Consider the following 23,650-nt stretch of genomic DNA (forward strand, 5'->3'; position numbering starts at 1 on the left):
GTGGTTTCGACAAGCTCAACCAGCGAGTGAACGCTCAACCAGCGGGGTGGTTTCGACAAGCTCAACCAGCGAGTGAACGCTCAACCAGCGGGGTGGTTTCGACAAGCTCAACCAGCGAGTGAACGCTCAACCAGCGGGGTGGACGGCTCAACCAGCAGGGTGGATGGACCCAACCGGCGGTTGGCTCCGACGGGTAACGTGAACAGACATGAGTGAGCAACAGTGGAAGGCGTTCGAGGTCTCGGTGTCCGACGGTGTCGCCGAGGTGATGCTCACCGGGCCCGGCAAGGGCAATGCGATGGGCCCCGATTTCTGGGACGAACTTCCCGAATTGTTCCGCGGACTCGACGCCGACGACGACGTCCGTGCCGTCGTCCTGCGGGGTTCGGGGAAGAACTTCTCCTACGGCCTGGACCTTCCCGCGATGGCCGGCGAGCTCGCGCCCGCACTCGCCGACAACGCGAAGGCCAAGCCACGCACCGCGCTGCTCAACACCATCACCCGAATGCAGAGCGGTCCCAACGCCGTCGCCGACTGCCGCAAGCCGGTCGTCGCGGCAATCAGCGGGTGGTGCATCGGCGGCGGAGTGGACCTGATCGCGGCAGCGGACATCCGCTACGCGAGTTCCGACGCGAAGTTCAGTGTGCGCGAAGCGCGTGTCGCGATCGTCGCAGACATGGGCAGCCTCGCGCGGCTGCCCGCGATCATCGGCGACGGCCACCTGCGTGAACTCGCGCTGACCGGCAAGGACATCGACGCCGCGCGCGCCGAAAAGATCGGACTGGTCAACGACGTGCTGGATTCACCCGAGGACGCTCTCACCGCCGCCCGGGACACCGCGGCCGCGATCGCCGCCAATCCCCCGCTGGTCGTGCAGGGGGTCAAGTCGGTCCTCGATCACACCCGCACGGCGGCCGTGCACGACAACCTGCGATTCGTGGCCGCATGGAATGCGGCGTTCCTGCCCAGTCACGACCTCACCGAGGCCATCACCGCGGCGTTCGAGAAGCGGCAGCCCAAGTTCACCGGGGCGTGAGCGGCGACCGCACCGACGGCTGGCGAATGGTCAGGGCGAAAACCGGAATGGCTCGGTCGGTGCGCTGTTCGTAGAGGTCGAAGTTGGGCCACACCGACCGCAGCGTCTGCCAGGCGGCCGATCTCTGGTCGCCGTCGAGTTCGACAACCTGTACGCCGACGGTTCGGCCGTGGTCGTGCACCTCGGCGGTGGCGGCCGCCCGCAGATTGAACACCCATTGCGGTGTTGTGGGGCCACCGAAGTACGAACCCGCGATCAGCCAACCCGTGTCGGTGGGAACCGCCAGCAGTTGCGTCCGGCGCATCACACCGCTGCGCCGACCGGGCACCGCGAGGGTGATATGGGGCAGTCCCGCGATGTCGAGCAGGCCGATCCGCTGACCGGTCACGAATTGAATTGCTCTGTCGCACTGGACAATCTGCGACAGAAACCGGGGCATCCAGGAGATCGATCCGATCCTGACCGCCAGTGGTGTGAGGATACCCATGACTGCCAGTCTGGCATGATCACAACGCCGATGACCTGGCCGTCAACTCCCCGGTCCACAATCGGGTGTTGTTGTGGACACTCATCTGCCGTGCTGCCCGCCGACCCCGATCATCGGTACATGACACACCACCACATCGCCACCGGTCAACCCGTCAACCATGCTGCCGCACAGCGAAACCCAACCGAGGATTCACTACCACCGCACATCGACACCGCCACCCTTCCGTTCAGGTCGACCGGCGAACTCCGGCAACGCTGGCGTGCACTGATGGGCCCCCTCGGTTTCGACGAACCGCGGCTCTGGTTCGGTGTCGTCGACGACGACCGACTGGTGCCCCCGCTCTCCTGCTTCACCCTGCCGACCCTGCCCGATCCGGTCGGTGTGGATCGCCTCATGGCCGCGCTGCACGAGATCACCCGAACCGGCTCGCGGTGCTCGGTGGCGATCCTGCTCACCCGGCCCGGATCCGACGGCGTCACCTCACGCGACCTGTGCTGGGCCCAACTCATCGAGGAGGCCGGCGCGCGCCACGGCACCCGGCTACACCCGATCCACCGCGCCAACGACATCGACCTGATCACCCTGCCGAACAGCGTCGACTCGGTCGCCTGAACGGGTAGTTTCGTGGCCAGGAGGCCACATGTCCGCACCCGATGCACCCACGGGCCGCCGTCTGATCATCGACGGCGGGCAAACGGGTACCCGTGTTCGCCTCATCATCGACGGCCACATCACCGAGCACGAAGCCGCCCCGGTGCGCACCGATCATCCGGTGGTCGAACAGATCGCCGATGTCGCGCGCGCCGCCCTCGCCGACCACCCGGACACCACGACGGTGCTCGCGGCCGGGGTCTCGGGGTTGACACCGGAACACAGTCGCCCCGGCGACCTGCTCCGCATGACCGCCACGATGGGCGTGAGCGAGGTCCGACTCGCACACGACTCGGTGTCGGCCTACCTCGGCGCCAACGGACTCGCATTCGGTGTGACGGCTGCCGTCGGCACCGGGGTGGTCACGCTCGGCGTGGGTCCGGCGGGCACGGCCCGTGTCGATGGCTGGGGACACATCGTCGGCGATGCGGGCAGCGCGTATTGGATGGGGAGGGCCGGGATCGACGCAGCGTTGCGCGCGTTCGACGGACGCGGCCAGGCCACCGGACTGTGCGAGGCCGCCGTCGCCGAATTCGGGTCGCTCCCCGAGATCTATATGAAACTGCAGGCCGATGCCGGCCGGGTGCGCCGTATCGCGGGGTTCGCCCGCACCGTCGGCCGGCTCGCGCAGGATGGCGACGACGTCGCGGTCACGATCATCCGCGCTGCGGCCACCGAACTGACCACTGCGGTGCGGGCCGCTCTCGATCGCAGCGGACGACAGCCGGGTGAACCCGCAAGGATCAGCTGGATGGGTGCGGTGCTGACCAACAATTCTCTGCTTCGCGCCGAATTCATCAGCGGCGTGCACTCATTGGGCCCCGGCGTGGAGGTGGGGCCACCGCGGGGTTCCTCACTCGACGGGGTGAATCGACTGCTCGATCTACCGCGCGATCATCCGCTGTGGGATCAGGTCTCCGCGGCCACCTGATCCCGGGCGTACGCTCAGCGGTCGGGCGTGTAGGTCGGCGGGTTCTGTGACAGATCCACCGAACCGTTCATGAAATCGGAATCGGTGGCGACGCTCGGACCCGACGAGGGCGAGGCGTAGGTCGCCGACCAGTTCACCTGACCGAGGACGTCGACCTTGTTGGGATCGTCGTACCCGATGCTGTAGCGCAGGTCGGAGAGATCGGTGGGCTTGGTCCATCGGACGCTGCCCGGCACCGCAGTGCGGTAGAGATCCTGTCCGCAGCCGGGCCGGTCGGTGGAGGCGTCATCGCTGGTCGAGGTGGCGCAATTGGCGAGGTACGCGTCGACGGCCTTGTTGACCGCCGATTTGCCCTGCGTACTCAGGTCGGCCTTCACCGATGACGACACGTAGTAGTCGCCACCGAGCGGAAACTCTTTGTCGTCGTCGGTGGTCGCGGTGAAGTTCGGGTTGCCCGATCCCCACAGCAGCGGTCCGGGAAACACGTAGACCTTGGTGTCGTTGCTGATGTCCACCCCGAACAGGGTCAGCTTGGGCACCTTGATGTTGCTGACGTCGACCGACAGCACGCCGTTGTCCACGGTCCACTTGCCGTCGGACTTGGTCAGGCGGTAGTCGACGTCGGCGTTGCGGTCGCCGAACTTGTAGGTGGCCTTCACGGTGGCGCTCGAACCGAAGTTGTTGGTGGGCTCGCTCACCGTGATGGCCGTGATCTTGGCGATCTCCTGCTGCTTGCGCAGGATGTCGTCGGTGAGCAGCTTCTCCGACGGCGGTGTGCGCACCACCCCGAGAACCTTCTTGGCGTCTGAGTTGGCGAGACCGTCGAGGTAGGTCTGGACCGCCCCGTTCGGCGACGAGCCCGGTCCCTTGTCGCGGGTGAGGACGACGACCAGCGCGATCACCAGCAACACGACGAGAACCAGTGCGCCGCCGGTCAACCACAGGAACAGTGCGCGGTTGCTCTTCTTCGGCGGGGTGGGCGGTGCCCCACCGCCGGGTCCCCAGGCGGCCTGAGGTTGTTGCCCGTATCCGGGGTAGGGCGCCTGCCCGGCGTGCGGATGGCCCTGTCCGTACGGAGCCTGGACAGGTACTCCGTACTGACCGGCGGTCGGCGCCACCTGGGTCGGCTGGTAGGGCTCACCCGGCGTATTCGGGTAACTCAACGGACTCCACCTCTTCGCGGTCATCGCGACCCCCCGGGTCGCAGGATCGCCCAACCTTAACGGACGTTGAGACAGCATTCCGCCCCGGGCCCGTCCACGGGTCCAAAACTATTCGAGCAGATGACAACCCGCGTGATGGGGAGTCTGGTTACGCCCCGTCGGTCGCCGACTCCGGGGATGCGGGAACGTCGTGTCCGACGCTCTCCGTCAGGGTGGCGGCCAGCAGCCGCGCGAACTCGGCGGGATCCTCGAGTTCGCCGCCCTCGGCGATGAGCGCCATGCCGTAGATCAGTTTGGCGGTCGCCTCGAGCGCGTGGTGATCGTCCGACGCGGAGAACGCGGTGTTCAACCCCGCGACGAGGGGGTGGTCGGCGTTGAGTTCGAGCACGCGCTTGCTCTTGGGCACGTCTTGGCCCGACGCGCGGTAGAGGCGTTCGAGTTGCGGCGACATCGAGTAGGTGTCTCCCACCAGACATGCCGGCGATTCGGTGAGGCGATGCGACAGACGCGCTTCGCTGACGTCGGAGCCCAGTGTCTCGCCCAGCCAGCCCAGCAACCCGGCAAAGTCGTCGCCGCGCTCGTCGGCGGTGTCCTTCTCCTCGTCGTCACCGTCGAGGTTGTCGAGGTCCACCTCACCCTTGGCGATCGACTGGAACGGTGTGCCCTCGAACTCGATGCCACCACTGACCCACATCTCGTCCACCGGGTCGCTGAGGAACAGCACCTCGATGTTCTTCGCCCTGAATGCCTCCATGTGGGGCGAGTTCTCGATCTGCTGACGCGACTCTCCGGTGAGGTAGTAGATCGCCTTCTGACCGTCTCGCATGCGTCCGACGTAGTCGGCGACAGACACCAGATCGTCGGAGCCGTAGCTTGATTCGAATGCCGACGCCTTGATAACCGCATCACGGTTGTCGAAGTCGTTGACCAGACCCTCCTTGAACACGCGACCGAAGTTCTGCCAGAACGTGCGGTAGTCCTCGGCGCGAGATGCCCGCATCTCGCTGATGGTCGAGATGACCTTCTTGGTCAGGCGACGTCGGATGGCTCGGATCTGGCGGTCCTGCTGCAAGATCTCGCGCGACACGTTGAGGGACAGATCCGCGGCGTCGACCACACCCTTGACGAAGCGCAGGTACTCGGGGATGAGCTCCTCACAGTCGTCCATGATGAAGACGCGCTTGACGTAGAGCTGCACCCCACCGACCCGCTCCCGCATGAACAGATCGAACGGCGCCTGAGATGGAATGAACAGCAGCGCTTGGTATTCGAAGGTGCCCTCGGCCTTGAGCGTGATGATTTCGAGCGGATCATCCCAGGCGTGGGCGACGTGCCGGTAGAACTCCTTGTACTCCTCGTCGGACACATCATCACGCGATCGTGCCCACAGTGCCTTCATGGAGTTGATGGTCTCGGTCTCGACCGTGGTGGTGGTTTGGGGTTCCTCGCCCTCGTTCTCGGGCTCGGCGGTGGTGGTCTTCTCCACATCCATCCGGATGGGCCAGCCGATGAAGTCGGAATACCGCTTGACCAGGGCACGCAGCTTGGTGGTGTCGGTGTAGTCGTACAGGTGGTTCTCGGTGTCGACCGGTTTGAGGTACAGGGTGACCGCGGTGCCCTGGGGCGCATCGGCCACCTCGGTGATGGTGTAGGTGCCGTCGCCGGTGGACTCCCATCGGGTGCCGGTCTGTTCGCCCGCCTTACGCGTCACCAGAACGACCTTGTCGGCAACCATGAACGTGGAGTAGAACCCGATCCCGAACTGGCCGATCAGTTCCTCGGTGCTCGTCGCGTCGGTCGCCTGGGCGAGCTTGGCGCGCAGTTCGGCGGTACCCGACCGCGCCAAGGTGCCGATCAGGTCGACCACATCGTCGTGTGACATGCCGATGCCGTTGTCGCGCACGGTCAACGTGCGCTGCGGCGCATCTCCCTCACCGGCGTCGGGTTCGAGGGTGATGTGCAGATCGGAGGTGTCGACGTCGAGATCCTTGTCGACGAGCGACTCCAGCCGCAGCTTGTCGAGTGCGTCGGAGGCATTCGAGATCAGTTCCCGCAGAAAACTGTCCTTGTCCGAATACACCGAATGCACCAGGAGGTCCAGCAGTTGCCGGGTTTCGGCCTGGAATTCACGGGTTTCAGTGTTGGTGCTCATCTCTTCGACCTCCGACGTGCCGTACGTGGCGTCCACATGATCCACGTGCCGCGGACGACCGTGCCCGGCGCCGCAGAACGCTCGCGCGATTCTACCGAGATGGCACGCAGTACCCTGAAACTGGGTGTCCGGGTTTCACCGATGCGAATGCCGGATACACCTGTGCTCTTGACCGCTACGGAAGCATGAGGATGTCGGCGCCTCGGATCATGTGTGTACACGCCCATCCCGACGACGAGTCGTTGTGGACGGGCGGTGCCATCGCGCGGAACGTCGAGCATGGCGGCGAAGTCACCGTCGTCACCGCGACATGGGCACCAGGCACATCGCGGCACGGCGAACTTCGCAACGCGCTGGCCGAACTCGGCGTCACCACCGAGCCGATCATGCTCGGGTTCGCCGACGACGGTGTGCCGGAGTCGGCGCCCGGCCGGCCACGGTTCTGCGACGTGCCCTTCGACGGACAGGTCCGCACGCTCGTCGGCCACATCCGCAAGTTGCGCCCCGAGATCATCATCACCTACGACCCGGTCGGCATCTACGGCCACCGCGACCACGTGCATGCGAGCCGGCTGGCGTGTGTCGCAGCCGACGCGGCCGCCGTGCCCATGCTGCATCGCAGCACCGGGCCGGCGTGGCGGGTGCGGTCGGTGTACATGGCGACGATCGCCGAATGGATGATCGAAGAGGTGGTCGACGACTTCTTCCCCACCATCTCGCGATACGCCCTCCCCGGCACCCCGGCGTCGGCCATCGACCTCGAGCTCGATGTCTCGGCGTGGGTGAAGCAGAAGGCGGCGGCCATCTCGTCGCATCGCTCCGAGGTGGAACGCAGCTACATGATCTCCAAACTGATGTCACTGCCCCAGGAACGACGTGACCGATTGCTGGGCACCGAGTACTACTTGCGGCGCGACCTCGTTCGCGGCGGGTGTGAACTCTAGGACGACCCGGGTAGGACTCTAGGACGTGCCGAGCGGCCGGATCACCGAACGCAGGCCGCTGGCCCGGTGCACCCGCCGCTGCACCGCCTCACGCAGCACCTCGGGGGTGCCGACGATCCGCACCCGCGTGCGGGCGCGGGTGATCGCGGTGTACAGCAATTCCCGGGTGAGCAGTTCCGATCCGCCCGGCGGGAGCACCACGGTGACGGTGTCGAACTGGCTTCCCTGGCTGCGATGAATGGTCATCGCATAGGCGGGCATCGTGTCGGCCAGGCGTGCCGGAGCGATCAGTCGTTCCTCACTGCCACGCCTGAAGGCGACAGCGGTGGGGCTCGCCGACCCGGCCGTGCCCGACCCCGCGGGCAGCGCGATGACCACCCCGCAATCGCCGTTGAACGTGGCGGTCTGCCGGTCGTTGGCGGTCACCAGGATCGGTTGCCCGGGTATCGAGGTGGCGGCATCGAGCAGAATCCGCGGATGACCGGGCAGCGCCGACAGCCAGTCCGCGATGCGTGACTGCCACCCGCGTACCCCCCAGGAACCGTCGCGGTGGGCGCACAGCACCCGGTGGGCGTCGAGTGCGCCGAGTGCGCCGTGCACATCCCCGTCGACAGCGGCCGCATGCAACCGCCGGCCCCACGCAACGATGTCGTCGTGTACCGCGCCCAAGGAATCCGGCGCGATCAGCTTCACGTCGTGCAGCGTCGGGGACGTCACCAGGTCGAGCACCGTGTCGGCATCGCCGGCGTTCACGGCGTCGGCGACCCGCGCGATCTGACTGCCGAACCGAAACCCGTGGCGCAGCGTCACCACACCGTCGCGCAGCCGCAGTCGTTCGTCGTCGGTGAGGCCCGCGTCGCCGGCGAGTGCTGCGATGGCCGGCTCGATCCCGCCGACGGCCGGGATCTGCGCCGGATCGCGTTCCACCAGATCCGCGAGCACGGCGCCGGCCTCGACGGACGCCAGCTGGTGGGGATCGCCCACCAGGATGAGACGCGCATCATCGCGGATGGCATCGAGAAGCCGGCTCATCGCCGTCATCGACAGCATCGACGTCTCATCCACGACAACCACATCGTGCGGCAGCTTGTTGCCTCGTCCGTAGAGCGGCGTCGATCCGGGACGCCACCCGAGCAGGCTGTGCACGGTGACCGCGTGCACCGTGCCGGGCAGCGACCCATCGTTGTCGACGGACGCCTGCAGCTGGGCGGCCGCCCGGCCGGTGGGCGCGCACATCCCGATGCGTGTTCGGCCTCCGGCGAGCAGATCGAGCACCGCGAGAATCCTTGCGACGGTGTAGGTTTTGCCGGTTCCGGGACCTCCGGCGAGGATCGAGGTCCACCGGATCGCCGCGAGCCGGGCGGCCACCCGCTGGCGGGGGGCCACGTCGCCACCGACGAACACCTCCGCGATGGCGGCGTCGAGCCGGTCGTCGTCGACGATGGGTGCTCGCTCCGCTCGCCGCGACAGGGCGGTGCGGATGGCCTGCTCCTGCCGGAAGTACTTCTGCAGGTAGAGCAGTGGACCGTCGTCGGATTCCATCAGCACCAACGGTCGAAGCGGCGCGCCCGGTGCCCCGATGACCAGCGGACAGTCCCGCAGTTCGGCGACGATATCGGCCGCCGACGGTAGCCGTACCGGTCCGGGGGTGGCGGCCGCGGCGACGTCGGAGACTGTCCCCAGCGCCAGGCACGTGGAGCCGAGGCGCACCGCGCGGACCGCGAGCGCGGTGGCCGCCAATGCGGCATCACCCACCGGCGCGCCGCACATGGTGACGAGTCGCTGCGTCACATGCACGTCGGCGGCGGCGAGAACACCGAGCGCGTTGAGGTCGTCGAGCACAGCCGGTGCGCGCCGAACCCGCTGCGCATCGTTGTGCGACCGCACCCCCTCAGCATTGCCGTTGCCGGGCGTGGGGGTGGACGTCGTGTCGACGCTCATGGCGAAACCTCCGTCATCGGTTCACCGGAATCAACCGGCGCGCCGGATGCCACACCGGCGAGCAGATCCGAGAGCGCCACGACCAGCTCCGGGGGAATCCGCCACTCGAACACACCACAGCCGGGTGGTGTCGACGGCCCGATCATCGCCCGCACGAAGTGGTATTGAACCGGGCCAAGGTGCCTGTCGGGCCGGTATCCGGGTTGCCGCCATCGCAGATAACGATGCAGGGCAACCGAATACAGCAACGCCTGCAACGGATAATGGGAGCGGATCATCTCCTCGGCCATCGCCGCGGGCGAGAAGTCGGTGGCGCGCAGCGGTCCGGGACGCAGTCGATTCGTCTTGTAGTCGACGATCACGAATCGGCCGTCGGACGTACGCAGCACCGAGTCGATGCTGCCGGTCAGATAGCCGCGCAACGTGCGTGAGGGAAGGTCGGCGAGAACCGCGGCATAGTCGCGGAGTCGATCGTCGGCAGTGAGGTGGGTATCCATCACAGCGGCGATGTCGGTGAGGGTGGCGACCCGCCCGGCGTGCCCGGCGGCACCGAGTGGAAGCTCGAATTCCAGCTCGGCCAGCCTGTTTCGGGGCTTCACCCCCCAGAGGTCGCCGAAACCGATGGGCGTGGTCAGTACCCCGATGAGCGCGGTGGCCAGGCGGTCGACATCCACGTCGGCGGCGTGTCGCGCCGCCGATACGCGACACAGGTCGCCGACATGGGTGGCCCGGTCCGGTTGTGCGGTGTCGACGTATTCCAGCACCTCGTGCACCAGGGTGCCGAAGGCGGCACCGAACGGCATACCGTTCATCAACGACGCGTCCGGCACGTCCTCGCTGGTTACGGAGCCACCCGGCTCGTCAGGAGGCTGCGGCGCCTCGGCCGGTTCGTCGTCGAGGACCTCGCGGCCACCCGGGTCGGCTTCGGGTTCGCTACCCGTCTCCACCACCGGGTGGGCGTGTCCGGCACCGGCGATGAGCGCCGAGTACGACGTGCGTCGCCACTGCTGATCGATGGTGCGGTCGAATCGCGCCACGTCCAACGCCGGTCGCGGCCCGTCGCCGTCACCGGGTTGCCAGATACAGGAGGCCCCGCGACCTGCGCGTTCGATCGCGATCGACGCCGATCCCGCGGCCAACCGGTTCAGGCGCGCACCCAGCGTGTCGGCGTCGGGCACTGGCGCCGACTCCGCCACCGCCCCTGCATGACCGGGGTCGCGCCCGAACAGAAGCCGGTGCAGTGGACCTCGGGCGGTGTTGTGCGATGGCGCCCACCAGGTGACCACCGCCGACGCGGCTCGGGTCAGCGCGACGTAGAGCAGTCGCAGGTCTTCGCCCGCATCGTCGGACTTCGATCTCGCCCAACGATCGGGACGTCCGGGGGTTCCCTTGCCACCCACGTCGAGATGCCGGGTCTCGTCGTCGTCGTGGTAGCGGAAGGTCTCCCGGTCGAAGGCGCCGAGGGTGTCCCAGGCGAACGGCACGTACACCACGGGAAACTCGAGTCCCTTGCTGGCATGGACGGTCATGATCTGCACCACGTGGGTGTCCCGGTCCAGGCGCCGGGTCTGGTCGTCCCTACTGTGCCAGCGTGACTCGTCGTCGATGCGGTCGGACAGCCAGGTGGTCAGGGCCGAGATCCCGCAGTCGGTCTCCACCACGTACCGGTTGGCCAGCGACGACACCTGCAACAGATCGGTGAGGGCGCGCTCGCCGTCGACGGTGCCCAGCACTCGGGGGGCCACGTCGCACCGGGCGAGTAGACGTTGGGTGAGCGCAGCGAAGCCGCCCTCGGTGAGTACGCGACCGAGTTCGACGCAGAACGCGGACAGCTCCGCGAGACCCTCGTCCCCGGCATCGGCGAGTCGGGTGGGGCTCCAACCGATCAGCGGCGTCAGCGCGGCCAGACGCACGCGGTCTGCACGGGCGGGTTGCTCCACCGCCCGCAACACCCACAGCCAATGCTGCGCGCCGACGGTGCGGAACACGCTGGTGCCGGTACCGATCACCGACGCGATGCCGCGAGCGGCGAGGGCGCGCTGCAGCGGGGCGATCGTGGGGTTGGTGCGGACCAGCACCGCGACGTCACCGGGATGTATGGCTCGCGGCCCCGAACCGTCGTCGATGCGGGCATCGGAGGTGAGCAGGCGGGCGATGTCGGCGGCCACATCGTCGATGACACGCTCGCGCACCGCACCGACTCCAGGCAATGGCTGGCTGCGGTTCGGGAAATCGTCGACGGTGAAGGCCCGCAACCGAAGTGCGGGCGTACCGGTGAGCCGGCTGCCCGGACGTGCCGCGGACACGGGACGCACCGTGATTGCCGGATCACCCAGGCTGGCGCCGCCGTACACACGGCCGAGCGCGTCGACCAGGTCACCGTCGGTGCGCCAATTGGTGTCCAGCGCCAGCCGCTGATCGGCGGACCGGACCGCCGCGAGATAGCTGCGCACCTCGGCACCGCGGAAGGCGTAGATGGATTGCTTGGGATCACCGACGAGCACCAGACGCCGATGCCCGTGAAAGCAGCGACGCAGGATCTCCCACTGGAACGGGTCGGTGTCCTGGAACTCGTCGACCAGCACCAACTGGAACACCGACCGGATACGTTGCGCAGCACGCTCACCCACCATCGGGTCGGTGAGGATGCGGTACAGGATCGTCTGCAGGTCGTCGTAGGTGCGCAGGCGGGCGGTGCGCTTGCGGGTGTCCACGATGTCCCGGACCCTGCGGCAGAACCGCACCCGTCGGTCGGCGACGGTGGGCTGATGATCGGACCCGCGCGGCGTCGCCGGCTCCGGGGACAACACCAACCCCGTGTTGCGGACGGCGTCGGTGGCGATCTCGGTGGCCACCTTCAATGAGAACGGGGGCTCGTCGGCATCGCCGGCGAACCCGGCGAGAAACAGGTCGCGGGCAACCTCCGCGACGAGATCATCGGTGTTCTCGACGATGTCGTAGACCATCTCACGTTCTCCGAGGAAGCCCAGCGCCTCGAGCATGCGGTTGCAGAACGTGTGGGTGGTGGCGATGGTGGATGCGTCGAAATCCGATAGTGCCCGGATGAGTCGTTCGCGGCGCACACCGACGTCGACGCTGCTACCCGAACGCAACCACGCCACGAGCGGATCGGGGTCCGGTTCGGCACAGTGTGCCGGATCGAGCGCAACCACCAATGCGCCGAGCCGATCTCGCATCCGTTCGCGCAGTTCGGCTGTCGCCGACCGACTGAAGGTGACCAGCAGCAGATCCCCGATCGGCACACCGTCGGCGACGTGCCGCGCGGCCACCCCGACGATCGCGTACGTCTTTCCGGTGCCCGCGCTCGCCTCGAGCACGGTGGTGCCCGCGGGTACTCCCTCAGCCAGGTGGAACGTTCCCTGTGCGTTCATGACAGCGTCTCGTGTCCGAGGAGGGGTTCCCAGAGCAGCCGGGCCAGACCGCAGAAGAGCGGTTCACCGGGTGCCGACGGCAGTTGCGGCCACTCTCCGTCGCCGTTGGCCGGGGTGGGTACCGCGAGGATGTCGTCAAACGTTATCGGCTCGGTGACATCGCCGACGTAGACCAACCGGTGGTACGGATCCTGCGCATCGCCGAACCTGCCCTCGAAGGTGCGGCGCGCGATGTGCAGGGCCGTGTCGTCGGAGGCTCTCCGCGCCCGCCGGGCCGCGTAGTCGGCGCCGGACCCCAGCGGCAGCGGGAGCGGTGTGCACAGTCCGCGATCACGCAGACGCACGAGATCGTAGATCAGTGATGCCGCGTCGGCGGGCGCCACCAGAAGCGATTGCGCCACGCCCGCATGACCTTCGCGCCCGAACACCCGCGCCGAGATCACCTCATCTGGCGTCTCGTGTGCCGCACTGAGGGCGAGGACTTTCAGCCAACCCTGCAGGCGATGTTTGGGAGCGAGCCTCGAATAGCTCGCCGCGATGATCGTCGGGCCGGCGCGACCGGCGAACACGTCGGGAATACTGCCCGACAGACGACGTCCGTCGGGCAACTCGATCACCACGTCGTGCGTCGACGGGTCCCCGACGCGATGCGGGGCCACCGCGTCATACACGGTGCCTGCGGCGTCGGCGATCGTCCTCAGGGCGCGCTGGCCGAACTCGAACGGCGGTAGATTGCCGCGCCGCAGTTCGGCGGCCCGGCACGTCGCGAGATCGTCGCCGGCGAGCATGCGTCGCAGGAATCGGTCTCCCACCTCCCACTTGTCGAGGTTGTCGAGGTCGACGTCGAGTTCGTCGTCATGCTGCCTGTCCTCACCGGGGATGCGGGCACCGAGTCGCTGCCGCACGAAACCCTCGACCGGCCCGACGAGAAAGGCTGTCAGGGTGGCCAGGTCGATGTCCTCGGCGCCGGTGCGTGACACCCGCACCCGGCCGATCGGCTGCGGGCTCACCGTGTCTGATTCCAGAGCTCTTGCCCCGGAGAGCAATTCGGCGTCGAAGCTGAACGGTCCGGAGGTGGTCCCGACCGCGCCCGGTTCGAAATTGCGTCGGTCGAAAGCGTGCAGGGTGTGATCGGTCACGATGACCGACGTGTCGGCGGCACCGCAGAGCACCGCAGCGGTCTCGGCCAGTTCGCTGACCACGACCGCAGGCGGAATCCGATTGCCACTCACCGGGTCCGCGCCGCTGTAGAACACCAGCAGGTGATCGCGTGCAGCACCGATGGCATCGAGGAAGAGCTGACGATCCTCGTCGCGTGGATTGCGTTCGCCGACCAGCGGAACCCGCCCCAGGACGTCATCGCCGTCGGTCCGCTGTGCTCGCGGATAGGCGTCGGCATCCAATCCGAGAATCACGATGGCCCGGTGGGGCACCGACCGCATGGGCACCATGGTGCACACGGTCAGTTCGCCGGTCCGGAAGTTCGCTCGGGTGGGACGTCCCGCGATCAACCCGGCGACCAGGTCGCGGATGTCGGCCAGGCGCAGTGCGATGCTCTCGCCGCCAGGTGCCTCGGTGACATCGTCGAGTGCCTCGGTGACATCGTCGAGTGCCTCGGTGATCAGCCGAATAGCCTGCGCCCGTTGCCATTCGTCGGTGCGCTCGGCTGCGGTGAGCCGGTCGACAATGCCGACGAGCCGATCGGTCCACACCGACTGCGATGCCTGCTTCCCCAGCGCTTCCAGAATGTCGGCGAGGCGGTCGAGGAACTCCGCGAACCGGCCGACGAGATCGATCTCGGTGCTCTCCACACCCGCCAGCGGCAGGGCCGTGCCCAGCCACTCGCCGTCGGTTTCCTCGGCGACCGCACCGAGCGCCACACGGTCGAGACCGGTGGCGAACGTGCCCTGCGGGAAGCCACCGAGACCAAAGCGCGCCCGGTCGGCGCGGCCCAGACCCCAACGGACATTGCTGTGCGCGAGCCAGTCCCGGATCATCTCGAGGTCGTCGTCATCGAATCCGAATCTGGCCGCCACCGGCGGGCGCGACGCGAGATCGGCGACGTCGGAGGCGGTGACCCGGCCGGCGGCGAGTTCGACCACGCACGCGACGGCGTCGAGAACCGGGTTGATCTGCCGCGGACCACGATCGGCGAGACGCACCCGCAGATCGAACGCCGGGTGCCCGAGACCCGGCTGACCGAACGCGCCGCGGATGAGTGGCGCGAAGGTCTCCACATCCGGGCACATCACGAGGACGTCGCGGGGCGTGAGCGTCTCATCGTCGGCGAACAGATGCAGCAGCCGGTCGCGGAGCACCTCGACCTGCCGCTCGGGACCGTGACAGGCGTGGATCTCCAAGGACGAGTCGACGTCGGCGACGCCGCCTCGCAGGTTGTCCTCGCGCAGACCCTGTTGCAGGGCCTGCAGCAACGTGGCGGGTTCGGTGCCGCCATCCGCGGCCTGATGGTGGACGTCGATGTCGACGATCGGCGCCACGCGTTGCTGCAACTCCTGCACGTCACGGGAGAGGCTCGCCAGCAGCGGATGTGTCAGCCGGGGTCCGGGACGGTCGGCACGCCGAGGACCACCGAGGGGTCCGGCCGCGGACACCGCTCCCCACAGGGCGGGCCCCGGATGGGGAACGAACAGGTGCACGTCGCGGTGTACCGCAAGCGCTGCGGCGACGGCGCGGAAGGATTCGGTGATTCGGGTGGGACCGAACACGGACAGCCTTTCGGGCAGGTCGACGCCCCCGGGTTCATCGCGCAGACTCGCGCACACCGTGTCGAGGTCGAGTGCGGGGTGGCGCACCGGGACCCTTTCGGCCAGTGTCCGCCAGAGCCACGGCTGCCACGCCATGTCGTCGGGTAGGCCGAGGCCGGTGCCGTCGGTGTCGTCGCCCGCGGCCCAGCCGATCAGCATCGCGGGCCGCTGACGCCCGTATCGCTCGAAGAGGTCGGCAAGGTGGCGGGCGGTGGCATACCGCCTGCCCGTCCGCATGCCCATCTCGTTGCGGGACACCGCGGTGTCGTCGGTCGCCGTCGCCCCGATATGGCGCGCGATGATCTCGAGGCGCCGGTCGTCGACGTGATCGTCGATCACCGCGAGCAATGGCCAGACCAGTGATGCGGCCTCCCAGGGATCATGCGCTCGGCCCCCCGGACCAGCCGCGGACCTCTCGGCCCCAGACGCCCGATCCCGCACCGCGGCAACCACCGTGTCGGTCAATGCCGCCGGTGACGAGAAGTCGATGTTCGCCGCGATCCCATCGGCCATGTCGTGACGCGAGCCCACCCCTCCCCCGGCCCGCTCACCGCACCCGAGGCGTCGCGCAAGGTGCTGCTGCAACCACCGTTCCACGCCACGCGCGGGAACGGCGACGATCTCGGCACACATCGGATCGGAGAGCGGCTCGGCCAGCACATCTGCGAGCGCGTCGGCGAGCGTGTCGGAACGTTCGGCCCGATGCAGGAACAGCACATCTCTCCGTTCGGTCGAAAACGATGCCGGGTGCCGGTCAGCCGGGCCGGTGGAAGGAAACGGGCGGCACGAGGTGGCGCTCGAGCACCGTGCGGCGATCCTCGCCGATCGGGGTCGGACGATTCGTCTGCGAATCGACCAAGATCATCGTGGTCTCCGCGATGGCGCAGGTCCGCTCCGCGGAGTCGACACACGTGGCCGCGACGACGAACGACGACGTGCCCAGCCGGCTCACCCCGACACGCACGCGCACCGGATCCCGGGTGGTCTCGATCATGGCGCGGAACTCGATGTCCTGGCGGGCCAACAGAATCGGCAGGCGACGGCCGTCCCCGAACCACTGCGTGAACGCCCGCACCCTGCCCTCCTCGAACAACCGGGCGTATTGCACGTTGTTGACGTGGCCGTTGATGTCCATGTCCGCCCAACGGAGTTGAACCGAGATCTCGGTGGGGCCAGACTCGGTGGGGCCAGAAACGGCGGACCCAGAAACGGCGGACCCAGAAACGGCGGGCACGTTCTCATCGGACACGGTGGCAGCCTATCCCCCGGTCCCGACACGACACGCGTGGCGCCGAATACGCCCGGTCGCAGGCAGCGAAACGTAGACTCACCCGGGAAAAGTATGGGGGATCAGTGATCGTAGAGACTCGGCGGATGCGGCTTCGGCCGGTGGATCTGCGCGACGTCGACGATCTTGTGTATCTCGACAGCGACCCGGCGGTGATGCGGTTCGTCAACGGCGGTGAGCCCACACCACTATCCGAGATCGCCGAGTGGGTGGTTCCCCGCGCGCAGAGCGAGCTGCGCACCGGCCGGGGCGGTATGTGGGTGGCCATCGACCAGCGCTACCAGGCCTTTCTGGGCTGGGTGGCGTTACGAGCACCGCGTCACAGTCACCGGCCCGAGATGGAACTGAGCTACCGGCTGCGGCGCGAGACCTGGGGGCGCGGTCTGGCCACCGAGGCAGCGCGGGCCGTCCTCACTCTCGCCTTCGAGGATCTGAACGCCGAGCGTGTGTTCGCGAGTACCACGATCGCCAACACCGCGTCGCGTCGCGTCATGGAGAAGCTCGACATGCGCGCGTCCTCGCCTGCCACTGCGATGAGGGGCGTCGACGTCGAACTCGAATACGAGTTGCTCCGGGCCAATTGGAACTCGGTGGCGTTGCGGTGGTATCCGCAGCGGTCGCGCCCGGCCGATCTGACCGCCTGACCCGACCGCCCGACGCCGGCCCGGCGCAAGTGTCGACGATGTCGGAATGTCGCATTTCGGGCATCGGTGGGCCATGCCGAAGCTCACCGCGACCTATGGTCGAACATTGACTACGGTAGGCGGTGTGCGCGTTTGCGCCGCCCGAATGTAATGAGGAGAGGTTTCCGGATGAGCAGCCCCGCTCCGACAACGCCCGCCCGGCCGCACGTCGTGATCATCGGCTCGGGGTTCGGCGGACTGTTCGCCGCACAGCGCCTGGCCAAGACACCGGTCGACATCACGCTGATCGCGCGAACCACCCATCACCTGTTCCAGCCGATGCTCTATCAGGTCGCGACGGGCATCATCGCCGAAGGCGAGATCGCACCCGCGACGCGCGTGGTCCTGCGCAAGCAGAAGAACATCCAGGTCCTGATGGGTGACGTCACCACCATCGACCTGACCGCACAGACGGTCACATCGCGACTGCTCGAACGCATCACGGTGACGTCGTTCGACAAGCTGATCATCGCCGCCGGCGCCGACCAGTCGTACTTCGGCAACGACCAGTTCGCCGAGTACGCACCCGGCATGAAGACCATCGACCATGCACTCGAGTTGCGTGGCCGCATCCTCGGCGCCTTCGAGCAGGCCGAACTGTCCGACGACCCGGCCGAGCGGGCGAAGCTGCTCACCTTCGTCGTCGTCGGGGCGGGCCCCACCGGCGTCGAATTGGCCGGTCAGATCGCCGAGATGAGCGACAAGACCCTCAAGGGCGCGTTCCGCAACATCGATCCGACCGAAGCCCGGGTCATCCTCCTCGATGCCGCGCCGGCCGTCCTGCCACCTTTCGGCGAGAAGCTGGGCCGTAAGGCCGCGGCACGACTCGAGAAGCTGGGCGTGGAGATCCAGCTCAACGCGATGGTCATCGACGTCGACTACGACGGCCTGGTGGTCAAGGAGAAGGACGGCAGCACCCGGCGGATCGAATCGCAGTGCAAGGTGTGGTCGGCCGGCGTCCAGGCCAGCGGGCTGGGCAAACAGCTCGCCGAGCAGTCCGATGTGGAACTCGACCGGGCAGGCCGCGTGAAGGTGCTCCCCGACTTGTCGATCCCGGGACATCCCGACGTGTTCGTGGTGGGCGACATGATGGCGGTCGACGGCGTGCCGGGTGTGGCCCAGGGCGCCATCCAGGGCGGGCGCTACGCGGCCGACGCGATCAAGGCCGAGCTCAAGCACGGCCAGACCCCGGATCAGCGCAAGCCGTTCAGCTACTGGGACAAGGGCTCGATGGCCACGATCTCGCGGTTCAGCGCGGTCATGCAGGTGCCGATTCCCGGGACGAAGAAGAAGTTCGAGACCGAGGGTTACTTCGCGTGGCTGGGGTGGCTCGCACTACACCTGGTGTACATGGTGGGCTTCCGCAATCGCCTCAACACCCTCATCAACTGGTTCTTCGCGTTCAGCACTCGCGGCCGCACCCAACTCGCGGTGACCGAGCAGCAGGTCTATGCCCGCACCGCACTCGGCCAGCTCGCCCAGATCGAGAACAAGTCGATTCCGGAGGTGGAGGCCGAGTCGGCGGGCGCAGACGACGCCAAGGATGCCGGTGCGAAGGAATCCGAGACGAGCGAGGCCGAAGCCGAGGCCAGCTGACGCTACCGGTTGTCGCTCACACGGTCAGGCCGGCGAGGTCCATCTCGTCACACAGCTGTCGTGTCCGTGCGACGACGCCGGCGAGCGCCGTGGTGAGCGAGGCGCCGTCGGCGAGGGCGAGTCGGGCCGCGAACGCATCCGGGTCGACGTGACCAATACGATCGTCGGGGTACCGGAACACGCTGCTCGCGGCGTGATGACCGGCGGGGTATGCGGTGGATCCCACCCCGAGCGCCATCCGATGCCGGAGCACGGGCCGCTCGGCGACGTCGACCCGCAGGGTCCCCGACCAGCAGCCGCGCAGGTCCTTATCCCGATACGCCGATGATCGCCCGATCTGGACGTGTTCGGCGATCACGACGGCGGCGTCCACTCCGACCGAGGCGACGATCGCGGACTGATGGTCGGCACCGCCGGCCACCACGGTGGGCTGCGGGTCGAGATGAAGCCGCCCGCCGTCGGCCACCTCGATGCGCCACCGGGCCCGGGAGTCGGCACGGTCGCGCGACGGCAGCGCGATCGTGGCCGCCACGGTGCTCAGGGTGAGGAACGCGCCCGGCTCGACGATCACCCTGATGTCGATCTCGTCTCCCCCGAGCGGTGTGGCCGCGGTGCCGATGAGGTGCGCCGCAGTCCGGCCGGTCTGACGCACCGACAGGCCTCCGGTGGCCTGGTGCCGCAGCGACCGGTCCGCGGTGGCGACGATCTCGACGCGAGTCCGCACTAGGCGGTCACCGCGGCATCGGACAGTTGCGCGCGCACCCACGTCAGGACGTCGGTGGCCGCGGGATCGTCGGTCAGCGAGATCATCGCGGTCGGCCTGCCGGCGCGGACACGTTCGGCGTCGCGGCGCATCACGTCGAGGTCGGCGTTGACGCGCTCGGCAAGGTCGGTCTTGTTGATCACCAGCAGATCCGAGTAGGTCACTCCCGGGCCGCCCTTGCGCGGGACCTTGTCGCCGCCGGCGACGTCGATGACGAAGATCTGCACGTCGATGAGCCCGGTGGAGAAGGTGGCGGTCAGGTTGTCGCCGCCGGACTCCACCAGGATCAGATCGAGCGGTGGGTTGGCCGCCACCAGGTCGTCAATGGCGTCGAGGTTGGCGGTGATGTCGTCGCGGATGGCGGTGTGCGGACACCCCCCGGTCTGCACCGCGGTGATGCGCTCGTCGGGCAGCACGGCGTTGCGCCGCAGGAAGTCGGCGTCCTCGGTCGTGTAGATGTCGTTGGTGAGGACTGCCACCGAGAGTTCGTCGCGTAGCTGACGGCACAGTGCCGCCACCAGGGCGGTCTTCCCGGAGCCGACGGGGCCGCCCACACCGATTCGCAGGGCCTCCCCCGGTTCACGGGTGCGGCGGGGTCGGTGATGGTCGTGGCCGTGGGGTTGACCGTCGATCAGATGGGGTGGCATCGGATTCCTCTCGGGTGGACGACTGCGGTGGTCAAGACAAGGGTGTTCAGGACCGGGGTGGTCAGGACATGAACAGCGGCATCGGTTGTCGCTCATGGCGTTCGGCGAACACGTCGAGCACGGGATCGGACAGGTCGGCGAGTTCCACCGCGGCCGCGGCGGCGACGTGTTCACATTCGGCGCCGAGATCGGCGATCATCAGGGCCACGTCGGCCGGGTCGAGGGCGAGGAGCCGCTGACCCGCGGTCGCCGACCCGCTCATCGTGGTGTACACGAGGACCAGCGCGGTGTGGAAACCCGACAATCCGCTTGCCCGACCCACCGCGCCGGAGATCACCGGAAGGTGGGTGGTCGGCGTGTGTGGTGACCAATCCTGTTGTGGCCACATCTTTTTGGCGAGCCGCAGCATTCCGCGTCCTTGCGTGAGCGACGCCTTGCGGGCCGCCGCGGACGGTGTTCGCGCGTCGGTCTCGGCCTGCGCGGGGGTCACGTCGAGTGCACCGTCGGCAACCGCCGCCGCGATCGACGCCGCGACGAGGCCGGTGGTGGTGACACGACGATGCAGATACGCGGCGAGATCGTCGACGCCGCGAACGAATCCATCGGCAATCGCCTGCTCCACCCCACCGGAGTGGACGTGCCCGCCGACCGGTAGCCGGGAATCGGCCAGCGTCAGCATCATCGCCAGCGGCGCGCCGGCATACGGCGCGGCGCCCGGGGCGCTCGGCTCGCCCGGAATGTTCGGATCAGGGGTCATTGCGATGTCAGAACAGGAAATACCGTTGTGCCATCGGCAGTTCCGACACCGGCGGGGCGTCCCACACCTCACCGTCGACGGTCACCGTGAAAGTGTCGGGGTCCACCGTGATCTCGGGCCGGGCGTCGTTGTTGGTCATGTCCGCCTTGCTGATCCCGCGGGTGTCGGTGACCGGCAGCAACCGCCGTTCGATACCGAGCCGGTCGGCCAGATCGGCATCACAGCCGGGTGCCACGAAACTGACCGAGGTGGCCGCAGCGACCTTCGGCGCCGCCCCGAACATCGGCCGCGGGAGCACCGGTTGCGGCGTGGGAATCGAGGCGTTGGCATCGCCCATCGCCGCCCACGCGATCGCCCCGCCCTTGATGACGAGTTCGGGCCGGACGCCGAAAAATGCCGGGTCCCACAGCACCAGGTCGGCGAGTTTGCCCTCCTCCACCGAACCGATCTCGCCGTCGAAGCCGTGCGCGATCGCCGGGCAGATCGTGTATTTCGCGACGTAGCGACGCGCACGCAGGTTGTCGGCGCGACCGTCGCCGGCCAGCGCGCCCCGTTTGCGTTTCATCACGTGAGCGGTCTGCCAGGTGCGAAGCACCACCTCGCCGATGCGGCCCATCGCCTGCGAGTCGGAGCCGATCATCGAAATCGCACCGAGATCGTGCAGGAGGTCCTCGGCGGCGATGGTCGACGGCCGAATCCGGCTTTCGGCGAACGCGAGATCCTCGGGGACCGTCGGGTTGAGGTGATGGCAGACCATCAGCATGTCGAGATGCTCGCCGAGCGTGTTGACGGTGTGCGGACGGGTGGGGTTGGTGGAACTCGGCAGCACGTTGGGGGCCGAGGCGACGGTGATGATGTCCGGCGCGTGCCCGCCACCGGCACCTTCGGTGTGGTAGGCGTGGATACTGCGCCCGGCGATGGCACCCAGCGTCTGTTCGACGAATCCGGCCTCGTTGAGGGTGTCGGAGTGCAGCGCCACCTGCACCCCGGTCTCGTCGGCGACGCGCAGGCATGCGTCGATGGCCGCCGGGGTGGAACCCCAGTCCTCGTGGAGCTTGAAACCCGAAGCACCCGCACGGACCTGTTCGTGCATGGCCTCGGCACTGACGGTGTTGCCCTTACCCAGCAGCGCGATGTTCATCGGCCACCCGTCGGTGGCGGCCAGAATCGATGCCAGGTGCCACGCACCGGGGGTCACCGTGGTGGCCTTGCTGCCCTCGGCTGGTCCGGTGCCGCCGCCGATCAGGGTGGTGATGCCGTTGCCGAGCGCCTCGTCCATGATCTGCGGGCAGATGAAATGCACGTGGCAGTCGATCCCGCCGGCGGTGACGATCTTTCCGTTACCCGCGATGATCTCCGTGGACGGGCCGATCACCAGGTCGGGATGGATACCGTCCATGGTGTCGGGGTTGCCCGCCTTGCCCATCGCGACGATGCGTCCGTCACGAATACCCAAGTCGGCCTTGATGATTCCCCAGTGATCAAGCACCACCACGCCGGTGATCACGGTGTCCGGGGCACCGTCGGCGCGGGTGGCGCGGCTTTGTCCCATCGATTCGCGGATCACCTTGCCGCCGCCGAACACCGCTTCCTCGCCGGCCAGACCCGGTCCGCCGCAACGGTCTTCGGTGACCTCGATGAGCAGGTCGGTGTCGGCGAGGCGGATCAGGTCGCCGGTGGTGGGGCCGAAGAGTTCGGCGTAGCGGTCGCGTCCCAGCAATGCCATGTCAGTCGATCCTTCCCGGCGCGTCGAGCGAGATTCCGTACACCTCGCGGGTGCCGCCGAGCGGTACGAGCGTCACCGTCATCTCGATTCCCGGCTCGAACCGCACGGCGGTGCCCGCCGGGATGTCGAGCCTGCGGCCGCGTGCGGCGGCGCGGTCGAAGTCCAGTGCGGCGTTGGCCTGCGGGAAATGCACGTGGCTGCCCACCTGCACCGGCCGGTCGCCGGAATTGGTGACACTCAGCGTCACCGCATCGGCACCCGCGTTGAGTTCGATGGTGCCCTCGGTGGCGATCACCTCACCGGGGATCACCGCATGACTGCTCTCGGACATGGGAACCTCTCGTGCTCACGGTCGCGGTTGGGGCTCTCGGTCGGGGTTGGGCGTGGGCCGGGCACTCAACCGATGGGATGGTGCACGGTGACGAGCTTGGTGCCGTCCGGGAAGGTCGCCTCCACCTGGACGTCGTGCAGCATTTCGGGCACCCCGGTCATCACGTCGTCGCGGGCGAGCACCTCACGGCCCGACGCCATCAACTCGGCAACCGAGCGCCCGTCTCGCGCGCCTTCGAGCACGTGATCGGTGATGATGGCGACGGCCTCGGGATGGTTGAGTTTGAGTCCGCGACCCTGCCGCCGACGTGCGAGTTCGGCGGCATAAGAGATCAGCAACCGTTCCTGTTCATGCGGCGACAGACGCACGACAACCTCTCTGTCGGGACCGGTGT

At 67.8% G+C, this 23,650-nt stretch carries 19 protein-coding genes; 6 read left to right on the forward strand and 13 right to left on the reverse strand.

Annotated elements, in window-relative coordinates; all coding sequences use genetic code 11:
- Positions 1-208: 208 nt before the first annotated feature.
- Complete coding sequence (locus tag ACWDTD_RS14720) at positions 209-1,036, forward strand: crotonase/enoyl-CoA hydratase family protein (RefSeq protein WP_449747865.1); 828 nt, start codon at positions 209-211, stop codon at positions 1,034-1,036.
- Here the strand turns inward: ACWDTD_RS14720 and ACWDTD_RS14725 are convergent.
- Complete coding sequence (locus ACWDTD_RS14725; RefSeq protein ID WP_449747866.1) at positions 1,023-1,523, reverse strand: nitroreductase family deazaflavin-dependent oxidoreductase; 501 nt, start codon at positions 1,521-1,523, stop codon at positions 1,023-1,025. The two genes, ACWDTD_RS14720 and ACWDTD_RS14725, sit on opposite strands and share 14 nt — an antisense overlap.
- 120 nt (positions 1,524-1,643) lie before the next feature.
- Between ACWDTD_RS14725 and ACWDTD_RS14730 the strand changes: the two genes are divergently transcribed.
- Positions 1,644-2,138 (forward strand): hypothetical protein, encoded by a 495-nt coding sequence (locus tag ACWDTD_RS14730; RefSeq protein WP_449747867.1) that lies wholly within the window; start codon positions 1,644-1,646, stop codon positions 2,136-2,138.
- Positions 2,139-2,166: 28 nt separating this feature from the next.
- The gene (locus ACWDTD_RS14735) at positions 2,167-3,108 is read left to right on the forward strand and encodes an N-acetylglucosamine kinase (protein WP_449747868.1); all 942 of its coding nucleotides are present in this window, start codon (positions 2,167-2,169) and stop codon (positions 3,106-3,108) included.
- A 14-nt stretch (positions 3,109-3,122) separates the two neighbouring features.
- Here the strand turns inward: ACWDTD_RS14735 and ACWDTD_RS14740 are convergent, their stop codons facing one another.
- Positions 3,123-4,271, reverse strand: coding sequence for a hypothetical protein (locus tag ACWDTD_RS14740; protein WP_449747869.1), 1,149 nt, complete (start codon positions 4,269-4,271; stop codon positions 3,123-3,125).
- Positions 4,272-4,419: 148 nt separating this feature from the next.
- The gene (gene htpG / locus ACWDTD_RS14745) at positions 4,420-6,423 is read right to left on the reverse strand and encodes a molecular chaperone HtpG (RefSeq protein WP_449747870.1); all 2,004 of its coding nucleotides are present in this window, start codon (positions 6,421-6,423) and stop codon (positions 4,420-4,422) included.
- A gap of 191 nt (positions 6,424-6,614) precedes the next feature.
- On the opposite strand from htpG, the gene ACWDTD_RS14750 reads away from it, so the two are divergent.
- Positions 6,615-7,367 (forward strand): PIG-L family deacetylase, encoded by a 753-nt coding sequence (locus ACWDTD_RS14750; RefSeq protein WP_449747871.1) that lies wholly within the window; start codon positions 6,615-6,617, stop codon positions 7,365-7,367.
- Positions 7,368-7,385: 18 nt separating this feature from the next.
- Here the strand turns inward: ACWDTD_RS14750 and recD are convergent, their stop codons facing one another.
- The 4 genes from recD to ACWDTD_RS14770 are packed head-to-tail and all read right to left on the reverse strand — an operon-like array spanning position 7,386 to position 16,699.
- Positions 7,386-9,308 (reverse strand): exodeoxyribonuclease V subunit alpha, encoded by a 1,923-nt coding sequence (gene recD, locus ACWDTD_RS14755; RefSeq protein ID WP_449747872.1) that lies wholly within the window; start codon positions 9,306-9,308, stop codon positions 7,386-7,388.
- Positions 9,305-12,700 (reverse strand): UvrD-helicase domain-containing protein, encoded by a 3,396-nt coding sequence (locus ACWDTD_RS14760; RefSeq protein WP_449747873.1) that lies wholly within the window; start codon positions 12,698-12,700, stop codon positions 9,305-9,307. The genes recD and ACWDTD_RS14760 overlap by 4 nt, the downstream gene beginning before the upstream one ends.
- Positions 12,697-16,182, reverse strand: a complete 3,486-nt coding sequence (gene recC, locus ACWDTD_RS14765; protein WP_449747874.1) for an exodeoxyribonuclease V subunit gamma — start codon at positions 16,180-16,182, stop codon at positions 12,697-12,699. The genes ACWDTD_RS14760 and recC overlap by 4 nt, the downstream gene beginning before the upstream one ends.
- Before the next feature lie 37 nt (positions 16,183-16,219).
- Positions 16,220-16,699, reverse strand: coding sequence for an acyl-CoA thioesterase (locus tag ACWDTD_RS14770; RefSeq protein ID WP_449747939.1), 480 nt, complete (start codon positions 16,697-16,699; stop codon positions 16,220-16,222).
- 119 nt (positions 16,700-16,818) lie between these two features.
- Here ACWDTD_RS14770 and ACWDTD_RS14775 point away from each other — a divergent pair, with 119 nt between their 5' ends.
- Positions 16,819-17,397, forward strand: a complete 579-nt coding sequence (locus ACWDTD_RS14775) for a GNAT family N-acetyltransferase (RefSeq protein WP_449747875.1) — start codon at positions 16,819-16,821, stop codon at positions 17,395-17,397.
- Between the two features lie 168 nt (positions 17,398-17,565).
- Positions 17,566-19,032 (forward strand): NAD(P)/FAD-dependent oxidoreductase, encoded by a 1,467-nt coding sequence (locus tag ACWDTD_RS14780; protein WP_449747876.1) that lies wholly within the window; start codon positions 17,566-17,568, stop codon positions 19,030-19,032.
- Positions 19,033-19,048: 16 nt separating this feature from the next.
- Here the strand turns inward: ACWDTD_RS14780 and ACWDTD_RS14785 are convergent, their stop codons facing one another.
- From ACWDTD_RS14785 to ACWDTD_RS14810, 6 genes are all read right to left on the reverse strand, one after another.
- A complete protein-coding gene (locus ACWDTD_RS14785) occupies positions 19,049-19,756 on the reverse strand; it encodes an urease accessory protein UreD (RefSeq protein WP_449747877.1) in 708 nt (235 codons plus the stop codon).
- A complete protein-coding gene (ureG, locus tag ACWDTD_RS14790; protein ID WP_449747878.1) occupies positions 19,756-20,442 on the reverse strand; it encodes an urease accessory protein UreG in 687 nt (228 codons plus the stop codon). Before ureG ends, ACWDTD_RS14785 begins: the two co-directional genes overlap by 1 nt.
- A gap of 61 nt (positions 20,443-20,503) precedes the next feature.
- The gene (locus ACWDTD_RS14795) at positions 20,504-21,121 is read right to left on the reverse strand and encodes an urease accessory protein UreF (protein ID WP_449747940.1); all 618 of its coding nucleotides are present in this window, start codon (positions 21,119-21,121) and stop codon (positions 20,504-20,506) included.
- Positions 21,122-21,206: 85 nt separating this feature from the next.
- On the reverse strand, positions 21,207-22,925 hold the full coding sequence (locus ACWDTD_RS14800; RefSeq protein ID WP_449747879.1) for an urease subunit alpha: 1,719 nt from the start codon (positions 22,923-22,925) through the stop codon (positions 21,207-21,209).
- A 1-nt stretch (position 22,926) separates the two neighbouring features.
- Positions 22,927-23,256, reverse strand: coding sequence for an urease subunit beta (locus ACWDTD_RS14805; RefSeq protein WP_449747880.1), 330 nt, complete (start codon positions 23,254-23,256; stop codon positions 22,927-22,929).
- 65 nt (positions 23,257-23,321) lie between these two features.
- Positions 23,322-23,624 (reverse strand): urease subunit gamma, encoded by a 303-nt coding sequence (locus ACWDTD_RS14810; RefSeq protein WP_449747881.1) that lies wholly within the window; start codon positions 23,622-23,624, stop codon positions 23,322-23,324.
- Between the last annotated feature and the right edge of the window lie 26 nt (positions 23,625-23,650).

Source organism: Gordonia sp. NPDC003425 (genome assembly GCF_053588635.1).

Excerpts from the sequence above, each read along its gene's own strand:
- ACWDTD_RS14730 (WP_449747867.1), top strand. The coding sequence starts at position 1,644 with ATGACACACCACCACATCGCCACCGGTCAACCCGTCAACCATGCTGCC.
- ACWDTD_RS14735 (WP_449747868.1), top strand. The coding sequence starts at position 2,167 with ATGTCCGCACCCGATGCACCCACGGGCCGCCGTCTGATCATCGACGGC.
- ACWDTD_RS14750 (WP_449747871.1), top strand. The coding sequence starts at position 6,615 with ATGTCGGCGCCTCGGATCATGTGTGTACACGCCCATCCCGACGACGAG.
- ureG (WP_449747878.1), bottom strand. The coding sequence starts at position 20,442 with ATGCCACCCCATCTGATCGACGGTCAACCCCACGGCCACGACCATCAC.
- ACWDTD_RS14800 (WP_449747879.1), bottom strand. The coding sequence starts at position 22,925 with ATGGCATTGCTGGGACGCGACCGCTACGCCGAACTCTTCGGCCCCACC.
- htpG (WP_449747870.1), bottom strand. The coding sequence starts at position 6,423 with ATGAGCACCAACACTGAAACCCGTGAATTCCAGGCCGAAACCCGGCAA.
- recD (WP_449747872.1), bottom strand. The coding sequence starts at position 9,308 with ATGAGCGTCGACACGACGTCCACCCCCACGCCCGGCAACGGCAATGCT.
- ACWDTD_RS14720 (WP_449747865.1), top strand. The coding sequence starts at position 209 with ATGAGTGAGCAACAGTGGAAGGCGTTCGAGGTCTCGGTGTCCGACGGT.
- ACWDTD_RS14805 (WP_449747880.1), bottom strand. The coding sequence starts at position 23,256 with ATGTCCGAGAGCAGTCATGCGGTGATCCCCGGTGAGGTGATCGCCACC.
- ACWDTD_RS14795 (WP_449747940.1), bottom strand. The coding sequence starts at position 21,121 with ATGCTGACGCTGGCCGATTCCCGGCTACCGGTCGGCGGGCACGTCCAC.
- ACWDTD_RS14760 (WP_449747873.1), bottom strand. The coding sequence starts at position 12,700 with ATGAACGCACAGGGAACGTTCCACCTGGCTGAGGGAGTACCCGCGGGC.
- ACWDTD_RS14725 (WP_449747866.1), bottom strand. The coding sequence starts at position 1,523 with ATGGGTATCCTCACACCACTGGCGGTCAGGATCGGATCGATCTCCTGG.
- ACWDTD_RS14780 (WP_449747876.1), top strand. The coding sequence starts at position 17,566 with ATGAGCAGCCCCGCTCCGACAACGCCCGCCCGGCCGCACGTCGTGATC.